The following is a 17,467-nucleotide window of genomic DNA, read 5'->3' as shown; positions in this document are numbered from 1 at the left end:
CGGGCAGGGTCGAGCCGGATGGCGACGGCCGGTCAGCGCGGGGCGGGTTGGTTGCCGCCGGTCGGCAGGGCGGCGATCGCGGCGCGCAGGTTGGGCAGGGGGCCGATGTTCCCGGTGCCGGGGTTCACCTGCGGGGTCCCGGTGGACTTCAGGATGGCGCGCACCTGGCCGGGGCTGAGGGTGATGCCCCGCTGCTTGGCGATGCTGGACAGGGAGGCCGCAGCGGCTGCCACGACGGGACCGGCGCTGGACGTCCCGCCGAACGTCGCCGTGTAGTAGGCGGTGGCGCCGCCGCTGCTGTGGAGGCTGCCGTACCCGGTGCTGACCACGCAGTTGCCCCAGCCCTGCACGTCGATGCGGCTGCCGTAGGTGGAGAAGTTCAGTCGGGTGCGCGCGGTGCCGCACCCGGGAGCGGAGCCGGCGCCTTCGATGATGGCGCCGGAGTCGGGCTTGCCGCGCGGGAACCTGCTGCCGAAGCACGGGTTGTCCAGGTTCATCGAGCCGTTGCCCGCCGTCTCGACCACGGTGATGCCCGAGGACGTGGTCGCGACGATCGCGTCGTAGATCGCGGGTACCCACTCGGGGGCGACGTACCCGGTGCAGCCGGCCGGGCCCGACGTCTGCTGCTCGATGAGCAGCACGTCACCGGGCCGAAGGGCGCGGGCCAGGACGACGACGGAGTTCGCGACGTCCCACCCGCGCTCGGCGTTGGCGGCGTTGGTGACGTAGATCGGGGAGTCGGGGACCAACCCGGTCACGCCGCCCGCGTTGACGTCGCCGACGAGGATGCCCGCCACGGCGGTGCCGTGGTTGTTGTCGTCGAACGGGTCCCTCGCCGTGCCGTTGCGGACGAACGCGCCGGGGGCGCGCAGCTTCGACAGGTCCTCGTGGGCGAAGTTCCAGGCGTACTCGATGTCGGCCACGCGCACGTTCGCGCCGGTGCCGCCGGGAATCGTGCGCGCGTAGTCGGCGTCGACACCGCCGCCGGCGGCGGCGGAGCGGTAACCCTGGCGAGGGGTGAAGTCCGGCGCGATCGGCGGTGACACGGCGAGCGGTTCGGCGTAGGCGATCTCGACCTCGCGCAGGGCGTTGAGCGCGTCGATCACCGCGGCCGGGTCCGCGCCCGGGCGCAGGTCCAGGCGGTACCACAGGTTCAGGTCGGCTTGCCGGCGGCCCGAGCGTGCCGCGGCCTGGTCGGTGAACGTCCGCGACGTCTCCTCGGACGTCGTGAACAGCCGCCGCACCGCCGAGACCGAGCCGGACCGGAGCACGTCCCGGACCGCCGAGAGGTCCGTGCCCGCGGCCGACGTCAGCCCGTCGCCACGCAGCCGGACCTGGCTCCCTTCCGCGAACTTCACGTGCACGTGCGCACGGGAGTCGTTCGCCGTGAGGACGGTCGCGATCGGCTTCTCCGTTGCCGTGTAACGGTCATCGGACGTCGACGAGCCCGGCCCGGCGGCTTGGGCGGGCGTGGCGGACGCGAGGGAGAGCGCCACCAGGAGACAATGGGCAGTGGTTCGCGTCCGGCGTCGGGAACCGGTCGTTCGCAGGTTCTTCACCACGGAGACCTCTTGTGGAAGCGCAGGGATGAGGCGTGACCTGAGTGCGGCGGCGCGCGCCGCCGGCGGGCGTGCCCGGTTGCGGGACGCTCGGTGCTCAGCGGTGCTCGGTGCCCAGGGCCCGGTGTCAGTACAGGAAGCTGCCGTACGGGCCGTTGAGGATGGCGTTCTTCTGGCTCTGGTCGAAGTGCGTGTTCGGGTAGTCGTAGAAGGACGCCGACATCGGGGTGCCGTCGGTGTAGCGGGAGTCGGGCAGGCCGAACGCGTGCCCGAGTTCGTGCACCATGCCGCCGTACCACCGGTTCATCGGACCGTTCGCCCCGGCCGCGCCGTCGGCGTCGTGCCCGGACAGGATCACCCAACCGTTGCCGCCACCGCCGCCCGCGCCGGGACCCTCCGCGCGGATCTCGCCGACGTTGAGCCACCGCCGGTCCGGCGCGCCGAGGCCGAGCCTGCGCATCAACTCCTGCTGCATGTTGAACACCGTCCACCAATAGCGCTCCGGGCCGTTGGGCGTGTTCTCGTACCAACTGCGGACGCGCTCGCCGGTGATGACCTCGACCACCGGGTTGTTCAGCCGGAACGTCCTGCCCAGTTCCTGCTTGTAGTAGCGCTGGGCCTCCACCACGACCCGGGTGATGCCGTCGACGTGGCGCTGGTCGTGCGGCACGTCGGACGGGACCAGCAGGTGCACCCGGACAGTCCCGGTCGGCGGTGCCATCACCACCGGGCCGTCCGCCGCCCGTGCCGCGCCGGGCCACGTCACGAGACCCGCGAGCAGGCCGGCCAGCACCGGCATGACCACTCTGGTGAAACGCCTCATCGAATCCTCACATCCTCACGCGAGAGCTGATCGGTGTGTCGGGAGGCGGCGGAGGACGCATCGTCCACACAGGACGCATCGACTCGACAACCGGCCCGGTGCCCGATGACGAGTGCGCTACTGAGCACTGTGGCAGCCGAAAATCCTTTCGGCAATGCCTCGGAACTGGTTCCACAGTGGAGGCCCTCCAGGCGTGGCCCGCTCGGGCGGGAAGGCGAGCCTGCTCCGATCGAGTGGCGCACCCATGGTCTACCGGCGGCATGGCGGAAGAGCGGCGAACACATCCGCCGAACGGGAAGAGGCGCCCGTGCTCAGGAGGCCGGAACGCTCGGAGCACTGCGCGGAGATCTGCCGCCTACAACTCCCGCTCGGCCGTGGTGAACGCGCCGGCGGTGACGAAGGCGTTGGCGAGAGCGGTGACGGCGGCGACGAACCGCCCGTGGTTGGCGAAGGGGCCTGGTCCCAGAGCAGGTCCAGGAAGGTCGGGCCGTCGTCGCCGGGCGAGGTGATGCCGTCGACGGGACGTCGTAGCGCGGGAGGCCGTCGTCGCGCTTGCGGTTGGGCACGCCGGTGTCGAGGGAGCCGAAGACGATCGTCGGTTCGACCCGGCGGAAGTACGAGGACGCGGCCTGGGTGTCGCTGATGTGGTAGGGCCGGAGCGTGAAGCCGCCCGCGGTGAACGTGGGGTCACCGGCAGGCGTGACCGCGCCGGCCGTGATCGCGGCGCGGCCGTAGTCCCCGTCCCGCTTGAGGTGCCGGTACAGCGACAGCTCGGGGAACGCTCCGCCGCCCGGGTCGTCCATGATCTGCAGCAGCAGCGGGCCCCAGAAGACGGCCTGGGTGTCGGGGCGGTCGATGACCCGTTCGACCCGGACGCTGAACGGAATCCGGATCTCCACCACGTCGCCGCGGTTCCAGTCGCGGCTCAGCGTCACGTAGGCGCCGGGCCGCGCGTCCAGCTCCTGCCGCAGACCGTTGACGGTGACGTGGAACCCGCGTTGCGCCCACGCGGGGACCCGCAGCTTGAGGTCCAGGCTGCCGTTGCCGTCGACGGTGAGCTTCGAGTGGTCCTGGCGCGGGAAAGAGGTCTCCTGAGTGACGGTGAAGCCCTTCTCGGACCACGTGAGCGTGGCGGGTGCGTAGAGGTTGACCCACAACGCGCTGTCGTCGGCGGAGCGGAGGAAGACCGTGTCCTGGTACTTCGTGTGGTTCTCCAGGCCGGTGCCGCCGCAGCACGTCCCCGTGTTGCCGTAACCGCGCACGGCGCCCGGTCCGACCGGCTGGAAGTAGGTCACCTGCGGGTCGTGGGTGGCGTCGGTGTCGGCCCGCGACCCGGTGATCATGTTGAGCAGGCCGCGCTCGCAGTAGTCCATGTACGCCGGGTCGTGCTCGTGCAGGAACAGCTTGCGGGCCAGCTTGAGCAGGTTGTAGGTGGTGCAGGTCTCCGCGCCGCTGGTGGCGATGGCGTTGGCGACGTTGCCGCGGTTCTGGAACAGCTCGAGGTCGTTGTTCGAGCCGGGGTAGTTGCCGCCCACGCCGCCGTGGGCGAACATGCGGTGCGGGACGAGCACGCCGAAGAAGTTCAGGTCACGCGGGAGAGGAAGCAGTGACCGGGATCACCGACAGGACCGACAGTAGTATGTCACACCTCGCACCTGGACACGCTGGCGCGATATTTCCAGCCGGGGGTGATCCGCCCCGGGAACGATCACGCGGGCCGGCCAGCAACGGCGCGGACAGCCCTTCGAACCCGGACAGGGGGACGAGCCCGCCGTGCGTCCGCAGGACTCGGAGGGCGGGCCAGGTGGGCAGACCCGGTGGGCGGCCTCGACGGGCTCGGTCGGTGGGCCCGGCGCGGGGACCCCGGGACGGTCGCGGCGGGCGGGTTCGGTCTCAGTCCTCGGAGTTGCCGCTCCACCAGCCGAGGACGTGGCCGATGTGGTCGGTCAGCAGGGCTTCCGCGCCCCGCCCGTCCCTGGCCTCCAGGAGGTCGACCAGGCTGTGGTGCTCGGCCGCGGACCTGGCCAGCTCGGTCGTGCCGACCATGCCGGCCAGCCCGACCATGCGGGTCTGCTGGCGCAGGTCCTTCACGATCGCGATGAGCCTGCGGTTGCCGTGCAGCTCCAGCAGCCGCAGGTGGAAGTCCAGGTCGGCGGCCAGGTAGGCGGCCAGGTCGGCCGCCGCGGCGGCGTCCACGATCGCCTGGGCCTTGACCCGCAGCTCGGCCACGGTCGAGGGCTGCATCGTCCTGGCGATCTCGCGCATCGGCGGGCCCTCCAACTGCTGGCGCAGCCGCACGATCTCCCAGAGGTCCTGCTCGCTGACGTCGGTGATGCGGAAGCCCTTGTTGCGCACCACGTCGACGAACCCGCGCTTCTGCAGGTTGAGCATCGCCTCCCGCACCGGGGTCGCGGACACGCCGAAGCGGGCGGCCAGCGTCGGCGCCGTGACCAGGGTGCCCGGCGCCAGCTCGCCCGAGACGATGGCGGCGGCGACCGCGTCCTCCACCGTGCCGCGCAGGCTCGCGCCCACAGCCAACGGGTTGATGGTCGACGGACTCACCTCTGCGGCCTCCCGCTGTCGTGGGGCATGCCCCGCACTGCAATGTCACACAGCGCTGACCTTACCGGTATGGAGCTGCCGAGTATCCCACCCCCGTGCCCGCGTGTTCGCGATTCGGTCCTTCGTGGCCAGTGCCCGGTGCACCGTCCGCCGTCCCGCCGGCGGACACCCCTTCAGAACTCGAAACCCGCCGGGTACGGGTCGGTCGGGTCGAGCAGGTACTGGCCGACCCCGGTGATCCACGCGCGCCCGGTGACGGTCGGCAGCACCGCGAGCCGCCCGCCGACGGTCGTCTCCCCCACCAGGCGGCCGGTGAACCGGCTGCCGATGAAGGACTCGTTGACGAAGTCCTGCTCCAGCGGCAGCTCGCCGCGCGCGTGCAGCTCGGCCATCCGCGCGGACGTGCCCGTGCCGCACGGCGAGCGGTCGAACCAACCGGGGTGGATGGCCATCGCGTGCCGCGAGTACCGCGCGTCCGAGCCGGGCGCGATGAACTCCACGTGGTGGCAGTGGTCGACGCCCTCGATCTCCGGGTGCTCCGGCGGCGCGGAGGTGTTGACGGCGTCCATGATCGCCAGCCCGGCGGCGAGGATCTCGCCCTTCCGGGCTCGGTCGAACGGCAGCCCGACCTGGTCGAGGTCGACCATCGCGTAGAAGTTGCCGCCGAACGCCAGGCTGTAGCGGATCGCGCCCAACCCCGGCACGTCCACCACGTCGTCGAGCCGGTCGCAGTACGACGGGACGTTGCGCAGGGTCACGCCGTCGGCGTGACCGTCGCGGACGGCCACCTCGGCCACCACCAGCCCCGCCGGGGTGTCCAGCCGGATCGTGGTCACCGGCTCGGTCACCTCGACCATGCCGGTCTCGACCAGGACCGTGGCGACCCCGATGGTGCCGTGCCCGCACATGGGCAGGCAGCCGGACACCTCGATGTAGAGCACGCCGAAGTCCGCGTCGGGACGCGTGGGCGGCTGCAGGATCGCGCCGCTCATCGCCGAGTGGCCGCGCGGCTCGTTGACCAGCAGCCGCCGCACGTGGTCGAGGTGCTCGACGAAGTGCAGCCGCCGTTCGTTCATGGTGGCGCCGGGTACGACCCCCACGCCGCCGGTCACCACGCGGGTCGGCATGCCCTCGGTGTGCGAGTCGACCGCCGCGAACATCCGGGAGGCGCGCACCTCAGGCCACCCCCGCCACGCGCAGCCCCTCGATCCCGGCGACCGCCCGGCGGACGTCCGCGCGCACCTTCGCGGCGTGCTCGGCGGTGAGGGGGCCGCGCGGCGGGCGGCACGGTCCGCCGTAGCGGCCGACCTCGTCCATGCCGAGCTTGATGGCCTGCACGAACTCCGTGCGCGAGTCCCAGCGGAACAGGGCGACCACGTGTTTGTACAGCTCCCTGGCCTCGGCGAGGCGGCCCGCGAGCAGGTGCTCGTAGAGGGCGACCGACTCGGCGGGCAGGGCGTTGGGGAAGCCCGCGAACCAGCCGACGGCGCCGTCGGCCATCAGCTCGAACAGCACGTCGTCGGCGCCCACGACCACGTCGATGTCGCACAGCTCGGCGATCCCGAAGAGCCTGCGCACGTCGCCGCTGAACTCCTTGATGGCGGAGACGTTGGGCAGCTCGGCGAGCTCGGCGACCAGGTCGGGCACGAGGTCGACCCTGGTGTCGATCGGGTTGTTGTACACCATGATCGGCAGACCGACTTCGTCGATCTTGGTGTAGTGCTCGATCACCTGCTCGCGACCGGCCCGGTACATGGTGGGCGGCAGGGCGAGCACGCCGTGCGCGCCGTCCTCGGCGGCCAGCTCCGCCCAGTGCTTGGCCTGGTGCCAGCCGGGGCCGTGCACGCCCGCCACGACGACGCCGCGGTCGCCGACCACCTCGACCGCGACCCGGACGACCTGGCGGCGCTCGGCGTCCGTCAGCGCGGAGTACTCGCCGAGCGAGCCGTTGGGGCCGACGCCGTGGCACCCGTTGGCCATCAGCCAGTCGCAGTGCTCGGCGAAGCGGTCGTAGTCGACCGCCAGACCGGCGGGCGCGGAGGGGTCCTCCTTGAACGGCAGGGCGGTGGCGACGATGACCCCGCGCAGGGAAGCCGGTCCGGAACTCATGGGGCGTCCTCTCGGTTGCTGGTGCGGCTGTGGTCGGCGAGCTCACCGAGGCGCAGCGGTACGGCGACGGGGCGGTGGGCGGTGCGGCCGGGATCGAGCACGCCGGTGAGCAGGTCCTCGACCGCCGGGCCGCAGGTGCGGCCCTGGCACAGGCCGAGGCCCGCGCGGGTGGTGAGCTTGAGCGAGCGCAGCCCCCTGGAACGGGTCGACTCGGCGGCCCGGCGCAGGGCTCCGGCGGTGACGTCCTCGCAGCGGCAGACCACGGTGTCGTCGTCCACCCAGGACCGCCAGCCCGGCCGGACGGCGTGGGCGGCGTCGATCCGGGTGGCGAACTCGCGGAAGACCGCGCGGCGGCGCAGGGCGGCGGGCGCGGGCTCTCCCCCGGCGGCGACGGCCCCGGCGACCAGGCCCTCGGCGAGCGCCAGGTCGACACCGCCGATGCCGGTCAGCTCGCCCGCGGTGAGGACGCCGGGCACGGAAGTGCGCTGCCGGTCGTCGACCTCGACGGCGCCGCCCTCGCCGAGCGCGCAGCCGGCCGCGATGGCCAGTTCGGCGCGCGGGACGAAGCCGTGGCTGACGCAGACGGCGTCGACCTCGACGCGCCGCCCGGTGCCGGGGACCGGCGACCAGTCGGGGGTCAGCCGCGCGACGGTGACGGCCTCGACGCGGTCGGCGCCGTGGGCCTCGACGACGCCCGCGCCCAGCCGGTAGGGGACGCGGTGGGCGGCGAGGACCCGCAGGTATCCCGCCAGCTCGACGGCCTTGCCGCCGGTGGCGGCCAGTCGCCACGGCTTGGCGCCCCAGCCCTTCGCGAGCCGCGCGGGACCGGAGGCCTCGACCACGCCGACGACCTGCGCGCCCACGCGGACCAGGCCGGCCACGGCGGGCAGCAGGAACGGGCCGGAGCCCGCGACGAGGACCCGACGCCCGACGGCCACCCGCTCGCCCTTGGCCAGCGCCTGCGCGGCGCCCGCGGTGTAGACGCCGGGCAGGTCCCAACCCGGGAACGGCAGCGTGCGCTCGTGCGCTCCGGTGGCGAGGACGAGCGCTCCGGGGTCGAAGGTGCGCGACGCGCGGCTCCGCCCGTCGGCCTCGCCGACGAGGGCGTGCACGAGCGGGGGCCTGCCGTCGCGGCGGTCGACGGACCACACGTGTGCGTTCGTGACGACCTCGCAGCCGGGGTCGCGCAGCAGGGCGGCGCGCAGGTCGAGGAAGCGGCGCCAGCCGTGGTGCCACCTCCCCTCGTCGGGGTCGGCGCGCCGGGCGGGCAGGTGCCGCCAGTACTGGCCGCCGACGTCGTCGCCCGCTTCGAGGAGGACGACCCGCCGCGCGCCGTTGCGGCGGGCGGCGAGCGCGGCGGCCATCCCGGCGGGTCCGCCGCCGACCACGACGACCTCAGGCACGGTCGTCCTCCTGCGACTCGACGCGGTCACCATCGGCGGCACGACGCTGACAAGCCCGAACGTCGCGCAAGCCATTGACCGTGACGACGCAGTCGAAACAGGTGCCGATACCGCAGAACACACCACGCGGGCGGCCCGCCCGCGTGCGGCGCCAGGAGCTGCGGCCGGTGGCGAGCAGGAGCGCGGCGATGCTCTGGCCCGCCACACCTTCGACCGGGGCGCCGTCGACCTCGATGTGGATCTGCGTCATCAGGCGGCCCTTTCGAGGTGTGGGAGCAGTGTCGGGCGGTCCAGGCGGAACTCGGCGGCCAGCGGGTCGTCGCCGCGCCCGCCGCGCAGGACCTGGTCGCGGAGGAGCTCGGCGGTGGCGAGGCTCAGGCCGATGCCCGCTCCCTCGTGGCCGGTGGCGTGCCACAGGCCGGGCAGCCGGTGGTCGTGGCCGATCACGGGCAGGTGGTCGGGGACGAACGGGCGGAAGCCGCCGTAGGCGCGCATGACCTGGACGTCGGCGAGGAAGGGGAACAGCAGCAGCGCCTTGGCGGCGAGCGCGGAGAGGACCCGGGACTCGATCCGCTCGTCGAACCCGCGCCGCTCGCGGGAGGAACCGATGAGGACGGTGCCCGCCGCCGTCGACTCGACCACGCTGGAGACCCGCAGGTCGGCCGCGCCGGAGCCGACCGCGCCCACGTAGTCGGCGTCGTAGACCTTGTGCCACACGCGCTGGGGCATCCGGGAGGTGACCAGCACCGTGCCGCGTCGGGGCGCGACCGGCAGCACGACCCCGAGCCGCTCGGCGACCGCGCCGGACCAGGGTCCGGCGGCGAGCACGACCGCGTCGGCGGTCAGCACGCCGTCCGTGGTGTCGACCCCGACGAGCCTGCCCCGGTCGAGCACCGGCCCGGTGACCTCGACGCCCTGGAGCACCCGGGCGCCGCGGCGGCGGGCGGCGGCGAGCAGCGCCTCGGTGGCGACGACGGGCTGCACCTGCATGTCGTCGGGGTAGAACACGGCGGCGGTGCGGTTCGGGGTGAGGTCGGGTTCGAGGTCGCGGACGCGGTCGTCGCCGAGCTCCTCGGCCCGGACCCCGACGGCGCGCTGGGCGTCGGCGAACTCCCGGAGCGCCACCGCGCCCGCCTCGGTGGTGGCGACGACGAGACCGCCCTTGCGCTCCAGCTCCAGGCCGGGGAAGTCGGGTGGCAGCTCGTCGCGCAACTCGTCCTCGACGCCCAGCCACGACGTGAGCGAGCGCTGCGCGAGTCGGAGTTCGGCACCGGGCTCCTTGTCGGAGACGAGGAGGTTCCCCTCGCCGCCGGCGGACGTGCCGCCCGCGACGGCGCCGCGGTCGACGACGGTGATCGCGCAGCCCTCGCGGGCCAGTGCCCGGGCGATCGCCGCGCCGATGATGCCCGCACCCACCACGACTGCCCGAAGAGGAGTGGACACGGTCAGTACCATGTCACATGGTGCGAGGAGTTGGGAAGACTCGGCGGTTTCAGGCCTGGGTTCACCTCACTTCGCGGCGGTGACATTGCACCACTGGGGTTCGGCGCCGATGCCGGCGCACCGGAGGGGAATGAACCACCCGGGCCGGCGGATCACCCCGCGCCGAACTGGAGGCTCCGGGCGTCGATCAGGCCGCCGCTCGGCTCGCCCGCGTCGTTGCCGAACGCCGGGACCGTCCACGCCGACTTCGCCGCGCCGTCCGAGCCGAACGCGTACCGCGTGCCGTCCGGGCCGGTGACCAGCCAGTGCTCGCCGTCGTCGCCGGGCAGCACGATGCGCGCGGCCTGCCGGTCCCAGCACAGGTCGCCCTTGCCGGGCGCGGGATCGGCGAACGCGGTGGGGACGTTGAGCAGGCTCGACACCAGCGCGAGCACGAGCCCGACCGCCAACGCGGCGCGGGACCTCGGTGGTGTTCCCGGTGTGGACGAGCGACCCCGGCCGGGGCGTCTGCGTGAGCGCACGGGCGTTCCCGTCCTGGGCACCGTCGGGCCGCCGAGGAGCACATCCGGTCCGCGACGCCGCGAGGGCCGGTGCGAACGGATCCGAACAGATCCGAACGCGACCGGCCCTCCCCGACCGCCACGACCTCGGCTCACGACCCGACGCGCGGGTCAGCCAGTCGTGGCTCCGGTGGTGGATCGCCCCGAACGCGGGCGCCGAGGGCCGCGACGGGCCCCCGGCGCCCGGCGCCCGGAGTTCTACTCGCACGCGTGATCGTTGAACGCGCTGGGCGACAGGTGGATCCAGTGGCAGAAGTTGTCGGACCTCTTCCCGGTCACCTTGGTGCCCCAGTTGCCGTGGTAGGCCATGATCGCGATCACCCGCCGGTCACCGCCGTTGTACTGGTAGATCGGCGAGCCGCTCTGACCGGTCTGGCTGTCGGCGTGGGTCTTGATCATCTTGGCCAGCACGAGCTTCGTGGAGTTGTCGTCGCCGTACAGGTGGTTGTCGCACTGCCCGTCCGCCGAGGGCGAGGCCGCGCAGGTGTGGCTCCAGCCCGGGTAGCCGAACGTCCAGTGCCCGCCCCAGTACCCGCGAGGACGCCAGCCCAGCCAGCCCAGCCGCGCGGTGGACGACTGGTCCTCCAGCACGATCATCCCGTAGTCGTAGGCCGGGTTGCCCCAGTCGTACCAGCCGGAGACGCTGAAGTACCAGGTGGAGTTCTTGAGGCCGTTCGGGTAGGTCCCGATCCCGTGCTGGCCCGGAGCCACCTTGCGGTTCGGGAACCAGCCCTGGCCCTCGCCCCCGCCGCCCTGGTGGATGCAGTGGCCGGCGGTCAGCAGGTGCCGAGGCCCGACCAGGGAGCCGGAGCAGTGCGACGTGGTGGAGCCGGGCGCCGAGATCGAGCCCATCGCCCGCCACGGGTAGCTCGTGGTCGCCGTCCGCAGCACCCGGTCGTCGGCGTCGAACACCGTCCGGGCGCCGAGATCGTCACCCGCCGCGGGAGCGGTGGTGTCCGGTCGCGGCTCGCCCTCGGGGTCCACGTCCGGGGGCATCGGGTTGACCGGGCGGCTCTCCTCCGGGCCGACCGGTGACGGCGTGATCTGCCGGTACAGGCGTCCGTCCGGCGAGACCGCGACGCCGAGCTCCCAGCTCTCCGGCTGGGCCACGTCGAGCCGCTGCGCCTCCTCGTCGGTGAGCGCGACCGGCCGCGGTTCGGCGCCGGGATCGGCGTAGGTGGCCAGCCCGACGCAACGCCAGTCGGCGCGCCGGTCCAACTCGGTGGCGGGACGGTCCGCGCACGGGTCCTCAGCCCTGGCGACCGACGCGGTCACCACGGGCGCCAGCGCCGCGATCAGCAGCAGCACGACCGCTTGGGCCGGCAGGTGTCGTTTTCCGCAGGATGTCCGGAGGTTCATCGGTGTCCCTTCGAAGGTCGGGTGACGTGGTCGCGCACCACGGTCGTCACGCGCCTTCCGGTGGCCTTAACGTCGGCATAAGGCGGCGCGACCGACCGGCCACCGGGGCTGATCACATCGGGTGAATCCGCCGACGACCGCGCACCAACCGCCATCGATGTGCGATGGATAACGTGTGACGACGACCGGGACCCCCGACACCGTCGTGCGGCCTCGCCTTGATTACCTGCTGGCCGCGGCGCGTTCGAGCAGGATCACGACGGTGGTGGCGCCCGCCGGGTACGGCAAGACCACGTTCCTGGCCGGGTGGGCCGGGCGGGCGGAGGTCGCCTGGCACACCGTCACCGAGGAGGACCGCTCGGCCCAGCCGCTGCTCGTCCGCCTCGCCCGTGCCCTGCGCGTCGTCCTGCCCTCGCTCCGCTGCGAGCCGCCCGCGGTCCTGGCGGACGACGAGGCCGCGGGCGAGGCCGGGCGGACCGACCGGGCGCACGCGATGGCCGCCTCCCTGTGCGACGCGATCGCCGAGGCCACCGCCGCCGGCGGGCGGACGCTGCTCCTGGTGTTGGACGACCTGCACGTCATCGGCCGCGACGACCGGGCGTGCGGTGTGCTCGAAGCGCTGTGCCTGCAGGCGCCACCGGCCCTGCGCGTCGTGCTGTCCGGCCGCGAGCCGCCGCCGTTCCCGGTGCAGCGGCCGGCCGGGCCCTCCGGGCCGCTGGAGGTGACCGCCGCGCAGTTGGCGTTCACCGAACGGGAGACGCGGGAGCTGGTGGCCGACGACCGCGCCGCCGCGGAGGTCCACCGCCTGTCCGGCGGCTGGCCGGTTGCCGTGCGGCTGGCCGCCGAGGCGCTGGGCCGGAACCCGGCGGCCGGGCCCGGACCGACGACGCGGCACGCGCCGCCCGCGGCGCTGCCGCACAACCGCGCGCTGTACGACTACCTGGCCCACGAGGTCTTCGACCGGGAACCGCGACCGGTCCGCGAGCTGTTGGCGGTCGCGGCGCTGTTCGACCGCTTCGACGCGGACCTGCTGGCGGCGCTCGGGTTCGCCGATGCCGCCCGGGTCCTCGCCGACCTGCTGGCCCGCGGGCTGTTCGTCGAGCGGCTGGTCGCGGACCCCGGCCGGCTCGGCCTGATCCCGCTGGCGCGCGTGTTCGTCGCGAGCCGCGCCGCGCTGGACGCCGCCGAACGACGTCGGCTCGGCACGGCCGCCGCCGCGTGGCTCGCCGAGCACGGCCGCCTCGGGGAGGCGCTCGCCGCGCTGTCCGGGCTCGGCGAGCACCGGGTCGTCGGCGCCCTGCTGGCCGAACGCGGCGAGGAGCTGCTGCAGCGGGGCGGTGCGGACACCGTGATCGCCGCCGTGGCCGAGATCCCGCCCGACGACCGCGACCCGGTCACGTGGCAGCTGGCCGGCGTGGCGCACCAGGTGCGCGGCGAGTGGGGCCTGGCGCTGGCGTGCCTGCGGCGCGCGACGCCGCCGGGAGCCCGCACACCCCCGGCGCTGGCGGCCCGCATCGCCGCGATGCACTACTTCAGCGGTGCGCCGGACCGGACGTTGGCGGCCTGCAAGGAGTGCTCGACGACCGGAGCCGACCCGGCGGCCGAGGCCAGGGTGCGCGGCCTGGCGGCGAGCGCGCACTGGGCACGGGGCGACGTCGCGTCGAGCCGGGCCGAGATCGCCGCGGCGTCGGCGCTGGCCGAAGAAGCGGGCGACGACGCGGCCTTGGCGGCCACGCACACCGTGCTGGCCATGATCGCCGACGCGGAGGGCGACCGCCCGGCGATCGCGGACCACTACGCGCGGGCGTTGGCGCACGCCCGGCTCGCCGGCGACGTGCTGGCCGAGATCAGGATCCGGGTCAACCGGTCCGCCCACCTCGTGCACGAGGCGGACCACGCGGAGGCGCTGGCCGAGTTGGACACCGCGTTGCGGTTGGCCGACCTCACCGGGTTCACCAGCTACCGGGCGCTCGCGCTGAACAACCGGGGCGCGGCGTGGCTGGGGCTGGGGCGGCTCGACGAAGCCGCGGCCGACCTGCACGCGGCGCGGAAGGTGTACACCAGGACGGGTTCGCGACTCGCCAGCCTGGCGCTGGAGTCGCTCGGGGAGGTCTACCGGCTCCGGGGCGAACGGGCGCTGGCCCGGGACGCCTTCACCGAGGCGGTGCGGCTGGCCGAGGAGAACGACGCCGTGCCGCAGCTGGTGCCCGCGCTGGCGGGCCTGGCCCGGGTGCTGGCCGACGAGCAGCCCGGGACCGCCCAGGACCTGGTGCGCCGCGCGCTGTCGTGCGGCACCGGCCCCGGCTACCCGGCGGCGCTGCTGGCCGCCGCCCGGCTGGCGCTGGCCCGGGGTGAGCCCGACGAGGCCGCCTCCCACGCGGGCCGGGCCCACGCGGTGGCCGCCCGTCGTGGCGACCGCGCCGCCGTCGCCGCGTCACTCGAACTGCTCGGCCGGGCCCGGAGCGGGCGCGACGAGGCGTTGTCGCTGCTGGCCCAGGCCGCCGCGGCGTGGGCCGAGATCGGCAACCCCATCGGCGGCATCGAGGTGTCGATCGCCAAGGCGCGGGTGCTCGGCGGGGCGGACGGGCTGGCGCTGGTCACCGTGGCCGGCCAGGCCGCCGGCCGCATCGGCGCCCGCGGGCTGGTCGCGGAAGCCGCGGCCGTCGCCGAGTCCTGCCGCCGGTCGACCGGGCCCGCGGTGTCGATCCGGACCCTCGGCGGGTTCCAGGTGCTGATCCGCGGCGCGGCGGTCCCGGCCACCGCGTGGCAGTCGAAGAAGGCGCGCGACCTGGTCAAGATCCTCGTCGCGCGCCAGGGGCGGCCCGCGACCCGCGAGGCGCTGATGGCGCTGCTGTGGCCGGACGAGCAGCCGGAACGCGTGGCCAACCGGTTCTCGGTGGCGCTGTCCACCGCGCGCCTGGTGCTCGACCCCGACCGGTGCGACCGGCACGGCATCGTCGCCGACACCGACCAGGTGCGCCTGGACCCGGCCGTGGTCGACGTGGACGTGCTCCGGTTCCACGCCGACGCGAAGGCCGGGCTGGCGGGCCGGTCACCTGCGCTGCTCGCCTCGGCGGAGACCGCCTACACCGGCGACTTCCTGGAGGAGGACCCCTACGCCGACTGGGCGGCGGAGCTGCGCGAGGACACCCGCCTCACCTACCTCCAGGTCGCCTCGGCGCTGGCCGAGCACGTCGCCGCCGCCGGCGACCACGTCGCGACCGCCCGGTACTGCCTGCGCGTCCTGGAACGCGACGGCCACGACGAGACCGCGCACCTGACGCTGGTCCGGGCCTTGACGGCGTCGGGCAGCCACGGCGAAGCGCGGCGACGCTACCGGGCATACGTGTCGCGGATGCGCGAGATCGACGTGGAGCCGAGTCCCTTCCCCGACTCCACGCCGCCGCGCGGCGCCGGGCTCACGCCTCCTTGAGGCAGATCGCGTAGGCCTCCACGTTCCACCGGCTGGCGCCGTCCGGCGCGATCACCGTCATCGAGTCGGCACCGGGGTCCGGCTTGGCGCTCACCAGGACCGCATCGGAGTCGGGCGTCTCACCGGTCACCAGGCCGCCACCGCCCATGAGCTGGAACCCGTCGTCACAGGTCGCGGTGGCCTTCTGCGGCTCGACGTCGGGGAACTCGCCTGCCTCGGCCACCACGCGCACCAGGCTGCCGGCCATCGTGGCGTCGCAGATCGCCGTCGCCTCCACCGTCCACTGCGCGTTCGCCGGCCCGGACCCCATCGCGGTGGCGGTGGTCAACCCTTCGTCGGGCACCAGCCCGTACAGGGCCGCCTTGTCCTCGGCGTCGTTCCCGACGATCTTGCCACCGAGACCGGTCAGGCTGCCGGCGACCGCGCAGTGGTCCGAGGCTTCCTTGAGGTCGACCGACGCCGTGCCGAACGGTTCTTCGCGCGCCGGCTCGGGGTTGCCCTCGGCGCAGAGGGCGTAGGCCGTCACCGCCCACGCGGACGTCGTCGTGCGCGACCTGGCCCGCACCACGACCCCCGACAGGTCCGCCACCGGCCAGATGGAGTCGATCACCACGTCCCCCGACCGGTTGTCGACCGCACCGCCCGCCGAGTACAGCTTCGTGCCTCGCGGGCACAGCGCCCTCACGGACTTGTCGGAGTCGGTGGACGGACTCACCGCCTCCACCAGTTGGACGTCCACGGCGGCGGACGCGGCGGTCGCCGCACTCGCCTGCCCGGTCGCCAGCCCCACCGCGAGACAGCCCGTCGCCACCCGCGTCCACCACGTCGTCCTCGTCATCGATCCCCCTTGATCTCCGCGCGCGGCCGTGACCCGCGACGCCACGAACCAGGATGGGGCCGCGGATTACGGTGGTCTTAAAGTCGCCTGGCCGGCCGCCTCCGGTGCGAAGTCCTAGAGTGGCGCTCATGATCACCGAGGAAGAACGCGCCGCCCGCTCACGACGCGCCTGCGACGCCGCCGTCGCCGCCGCGACGGCGCTGGGGCTGGACGCTTCCGAGGCGGAGGTCCTGTACGACGTCTTCTCGGTGGTGGTGGACCTCGCGCCGGCTCCCGTCGTCGCACGCGTGCCCGTGGTGACCCCCCGCGGCACCACGTCGACGGGCTTCCAGCGCACGGAACTCGACGTGTCGAGGTGGCTGGCCGCACGCGGCGAGCCGACCGTCGTGCCGAGCGGACTCGTCCCGGCGGAGCCCGTCGAGCGCGACGGTTTCGCGATGACCTTCTGGGAGAAGGTCGAGGGCGCGACCCCCACCGACTACGACGTGGTGAAGCGCATGCCCGTCGTCGCCCGCCTGCACTCGATCCTGGCCGAGTACCCGGGCGAGACCGGCTTCTTCCCGGGGATGCAGGGGTACGTCGACCTCGCCTTCGACGACCTCGAAGGTCGGGAAGACCTGCTGCCCGCCGCCGACCTGGCCCGTGCCCGTGCCGAGTGGGCCGTCCTGTCGCCCGTCATCTCCTCGCCCGCCGCTTTCGCGCGGGCGTTCCCCGGCGTCCCCGTCCAGGTGGTCCACGGCGACGCCCCGTTCTACAACCTGATCGAGACCGCCGACGCCCTGCTGTACTCCGACTACGAGCACGTCGGCGTCGCCCCGGTCGAGTGGGACCTCGCGCGCACCGGCGAGGAGGCGATCTCCTCCTACAACGCCGCCGCAGCCGACTTGGGCCTGCGCACGGTCGACACGGGCGTGTTGCGCGCCATGGAGCGCTTGCGCGACCTCCAGGTGGTCGCCTGCCTGGCGCTGGCCCCGCAACTCCCGCTCCTGGTCGACGGCCTGTCCTCGTCGCTGGCGGCCTGGCGGGCCACCGAGCCCTGGCAGGATGGGGATTTCGCCGCGAAGTGAAGCCGGCCGGCCGAGGGAGAGGTCGCGGTCGTCGCAGCCGAGGTGACACCGGGGCGCGAGGTCGTGCTCAAGACGGATCGCCTGCTTCTCCGGCCGTGGCGGGCGGCCGAGGCAGCGGTCCAGCACGAGCCGTGGACCGAACGTGATCCGCGCACACCAGCCGTCGTCGACCGCGCTGCCGGAGCTCGAGCGGAAGGCGACCGGTGACGTCATCGGCTAGTGCGTTGACCACATACGTTCACCGGGTTGGAGACACGCCGGACAAGATCCCCGACGCCGGTTCGTGGTGATCCCATGCTCGGTGGTGACGT

Annotated in this window: 14 protein-coding genes; 2 read left to right on the top strand and 12 right to left on the bottom strand. The window is 73.8% G+C overall.

What is annotated here, in order from left to right:
• Positions 1-32 precede the first annotated feature (32 nt).
• The 11 genes from AB0H12_RS23965 to AB0H12_RS23915 all read right to left on the bottom strand — a co-directional run bounded on the left by AB0H12_RS23965 (position 33) and on the right by AB0H12_RS23915 (position 11,818).
• Positions 33-1,496 carry a S8 family serine peptidase gene (locus AB0H12_RS23965; protein ID WP_499625390.1) on the bottom strand — a complete coding sequence of 488 codons (1,464 nt, stop codon included), beginning with the start codon at positions 1,494-1,496 and terminating at the stop codon, positions 33-35.
• Between the two features lie 190 nt (positions 1,497-1,686).
• Positions 1,687-2,382, bottom strand: a complete 696-nt coding sequence (locus tag AB0H12_RS23960) for a hypothetical protein (protein WP_499625389.1) — start codon at positions 2,380-2,382, stop codon at positions 1,687-1,689.
• 311 nt (positions 2,383-2,693) lie between these two features.
• A complete protein-coding gene (locus tag AB0H12_RS23955; RefSeq protein WP_499625387.1) occupies positions 2,694-3,953 on the bottom strand; it encodes a beta-L-arabinofuranosidase domain-containing protein in 1,260 nt (419 codons plus the stop codon).
• 322 nt (positions 3,954-4,275) lie between these two features.
• On the bottom strand, positions 4,276-4,944 hold the full coding sequence (locus AB0H12_RS23950) for a GntR family transcriptional regulator (protein WP_230565214.1): 669 nt from the start codon (positions 4,942-4,944) through the stop codon (positions 4,276-4,278).
• Positions 4,945-5,117: 173 nt separating this feature from the next.
• Positions 5,118-6,119 (bottom strand): proline racemase family protein, encoded by a 1,002-nt coding sequence (locus AB0H12_RS23945; protein ID WP_499625385.1) that lies wholly within the window; start codon positions 6,117-6,119, stop codon positions 5,118-5,120.
• Between the two features lies 1 nt (position 6,120).
• The gene (locus AB0H12_RS23940; protein WP_499625383.1) at positions 6,121-7,053 is read right to left on the bottom strand and encodes a dihydrodipicolinate synthase family protein; all 933 of its coding nucleotides are present in this window, start codon (positions 7,051-7,053) and stop codon (positions 6,121-6,123) included.
• Entirely contained in the window at positions 7,050-8,456 is a 1,407-nt protein-coding gene (locus AB0H12_RS23935; protein WP_499625381.1) for an FAD/NAD(P)-dependent oxidoreductase, read from the bottom strand. The genes AB0H12_RS23940 and AB0H12_RS23935 overlap by 4 nt, the downstream gene beginning before the upstream one ends.
• A complete protein-coding gene (locus AB0H12_RS23930) occupies positions 8,449-8,706 on the bottom strand; it encodes a (2Fe-2S)-binding protein (protein ID WP_499625379.1) in 258 nt (85 codons plus the stop codon). The genes AB0H12_RS23935 and AB0H12_RS23930 overlap by 8 nt, the downstream gene beginning before the upstream one ends.
• A complete protein-coding gene (locus AB0H12_RS23925) occupies positions 8,706-9,899 on the bottom strand; it encodes an NAD(P)/FAD-dependent oxidoreductase (protein WP_499625377.1) in 1,194 nt (397 codons plus the stop codon). The genes AB0H12_RS23930 and AB0H12_RS23925 overlap by 1 nt, the downstream gene beginning before the upstream one ends.
• A gap of 152 nt (positions 9,900-10,051) precedes the next feature.
• The gene (locus AB0H12_RS23920; protein ID WP_499625375.1) at positions 10,052-10,348 is read right to left on the bottom strand and encodes a hypothetical protein; all 297 of its coding nucleotides are present in this window, start codon (positions 10,346-10,348) and stop codon (positions 10,052-10,054) included.
• 309 nt (positions 10,349-10,657) lie between these two features.
• Entirely contained in the window at positions 10,658-11,818 is a 1,161-nt protein-coding gene (locus AB0H12_RS23915; RefSeq protein ID WP_499625373.1) for a trypsin-like serine peptidase, read from the bottom strand.
• 175 nt (positions 11,819-11,993) lie between these two features.
• On the opposite strand from AB0H12_RS23915, the gene AB0H12_RS23910 reads away from it, so the two are divergent.
• On the top strand, positions 11,994-15,251 hold the full coding sequence (locus AB0H12_RS23910; protein WP_499625371.1) for an ATP-binding protein: 3,258 nt from the start codon (positions 11,994-11,996) through the stop codon (positions 15,249-15,251).
• On the opposite strand, the gene AB0H12_RS23905 is transcribed toward AB0H12_RS23910, so the two are convergent.
• Positions 15,238-16,089, bottom strand: coding sequence for a hypothetical protein (locus AB0H12_RS23905; RefSeq protein WP_499625370.1), 852 nt, complete (start codon positions 16,087-16,089; stop codon positions 15,238-15,240). The genes AB0H12_RS23910 and AB0H12_RS23905 overlap by 14 nt on opposite strands.
• Before the next feature lie 128 nt (positions 16,090-16,217).
• Between AB0H12_RS23905 and AB0H12_RS23900 the strand changes: the two genes are divergently transcribed.
• Positions 16,218-17,156 (top strand): aminoglycoside phosphotransferase/kinase family protein, encoded by a 939-nt coding sequence (locus AB0H12_RS23900; protein ID WP_499625368.1) that lies wholly within the window; start codon positions 16,218-16,220, stop codon positions 17,154-17,156.
• Positions 17,157-17,467 lie beyond the last annotated feature (311 nt).

It is taken from the genome of Actinosynnema sp. NPDC023794 (assembly GCF_040639675.1).
In the GTDB taxonomy this organism is placed as follows: Bacteria; Actinomycetota; Actinomycetes; order Mycobacteriales; family Pseudonocardiaceae; genus Actinosynnema; species Actinosynnema luteola.
The sequence above is the reverse complement of the archived record's forward strand: the minus strand, read 5'-3'. Positions and strand labels throughout refer to the sequence as shown.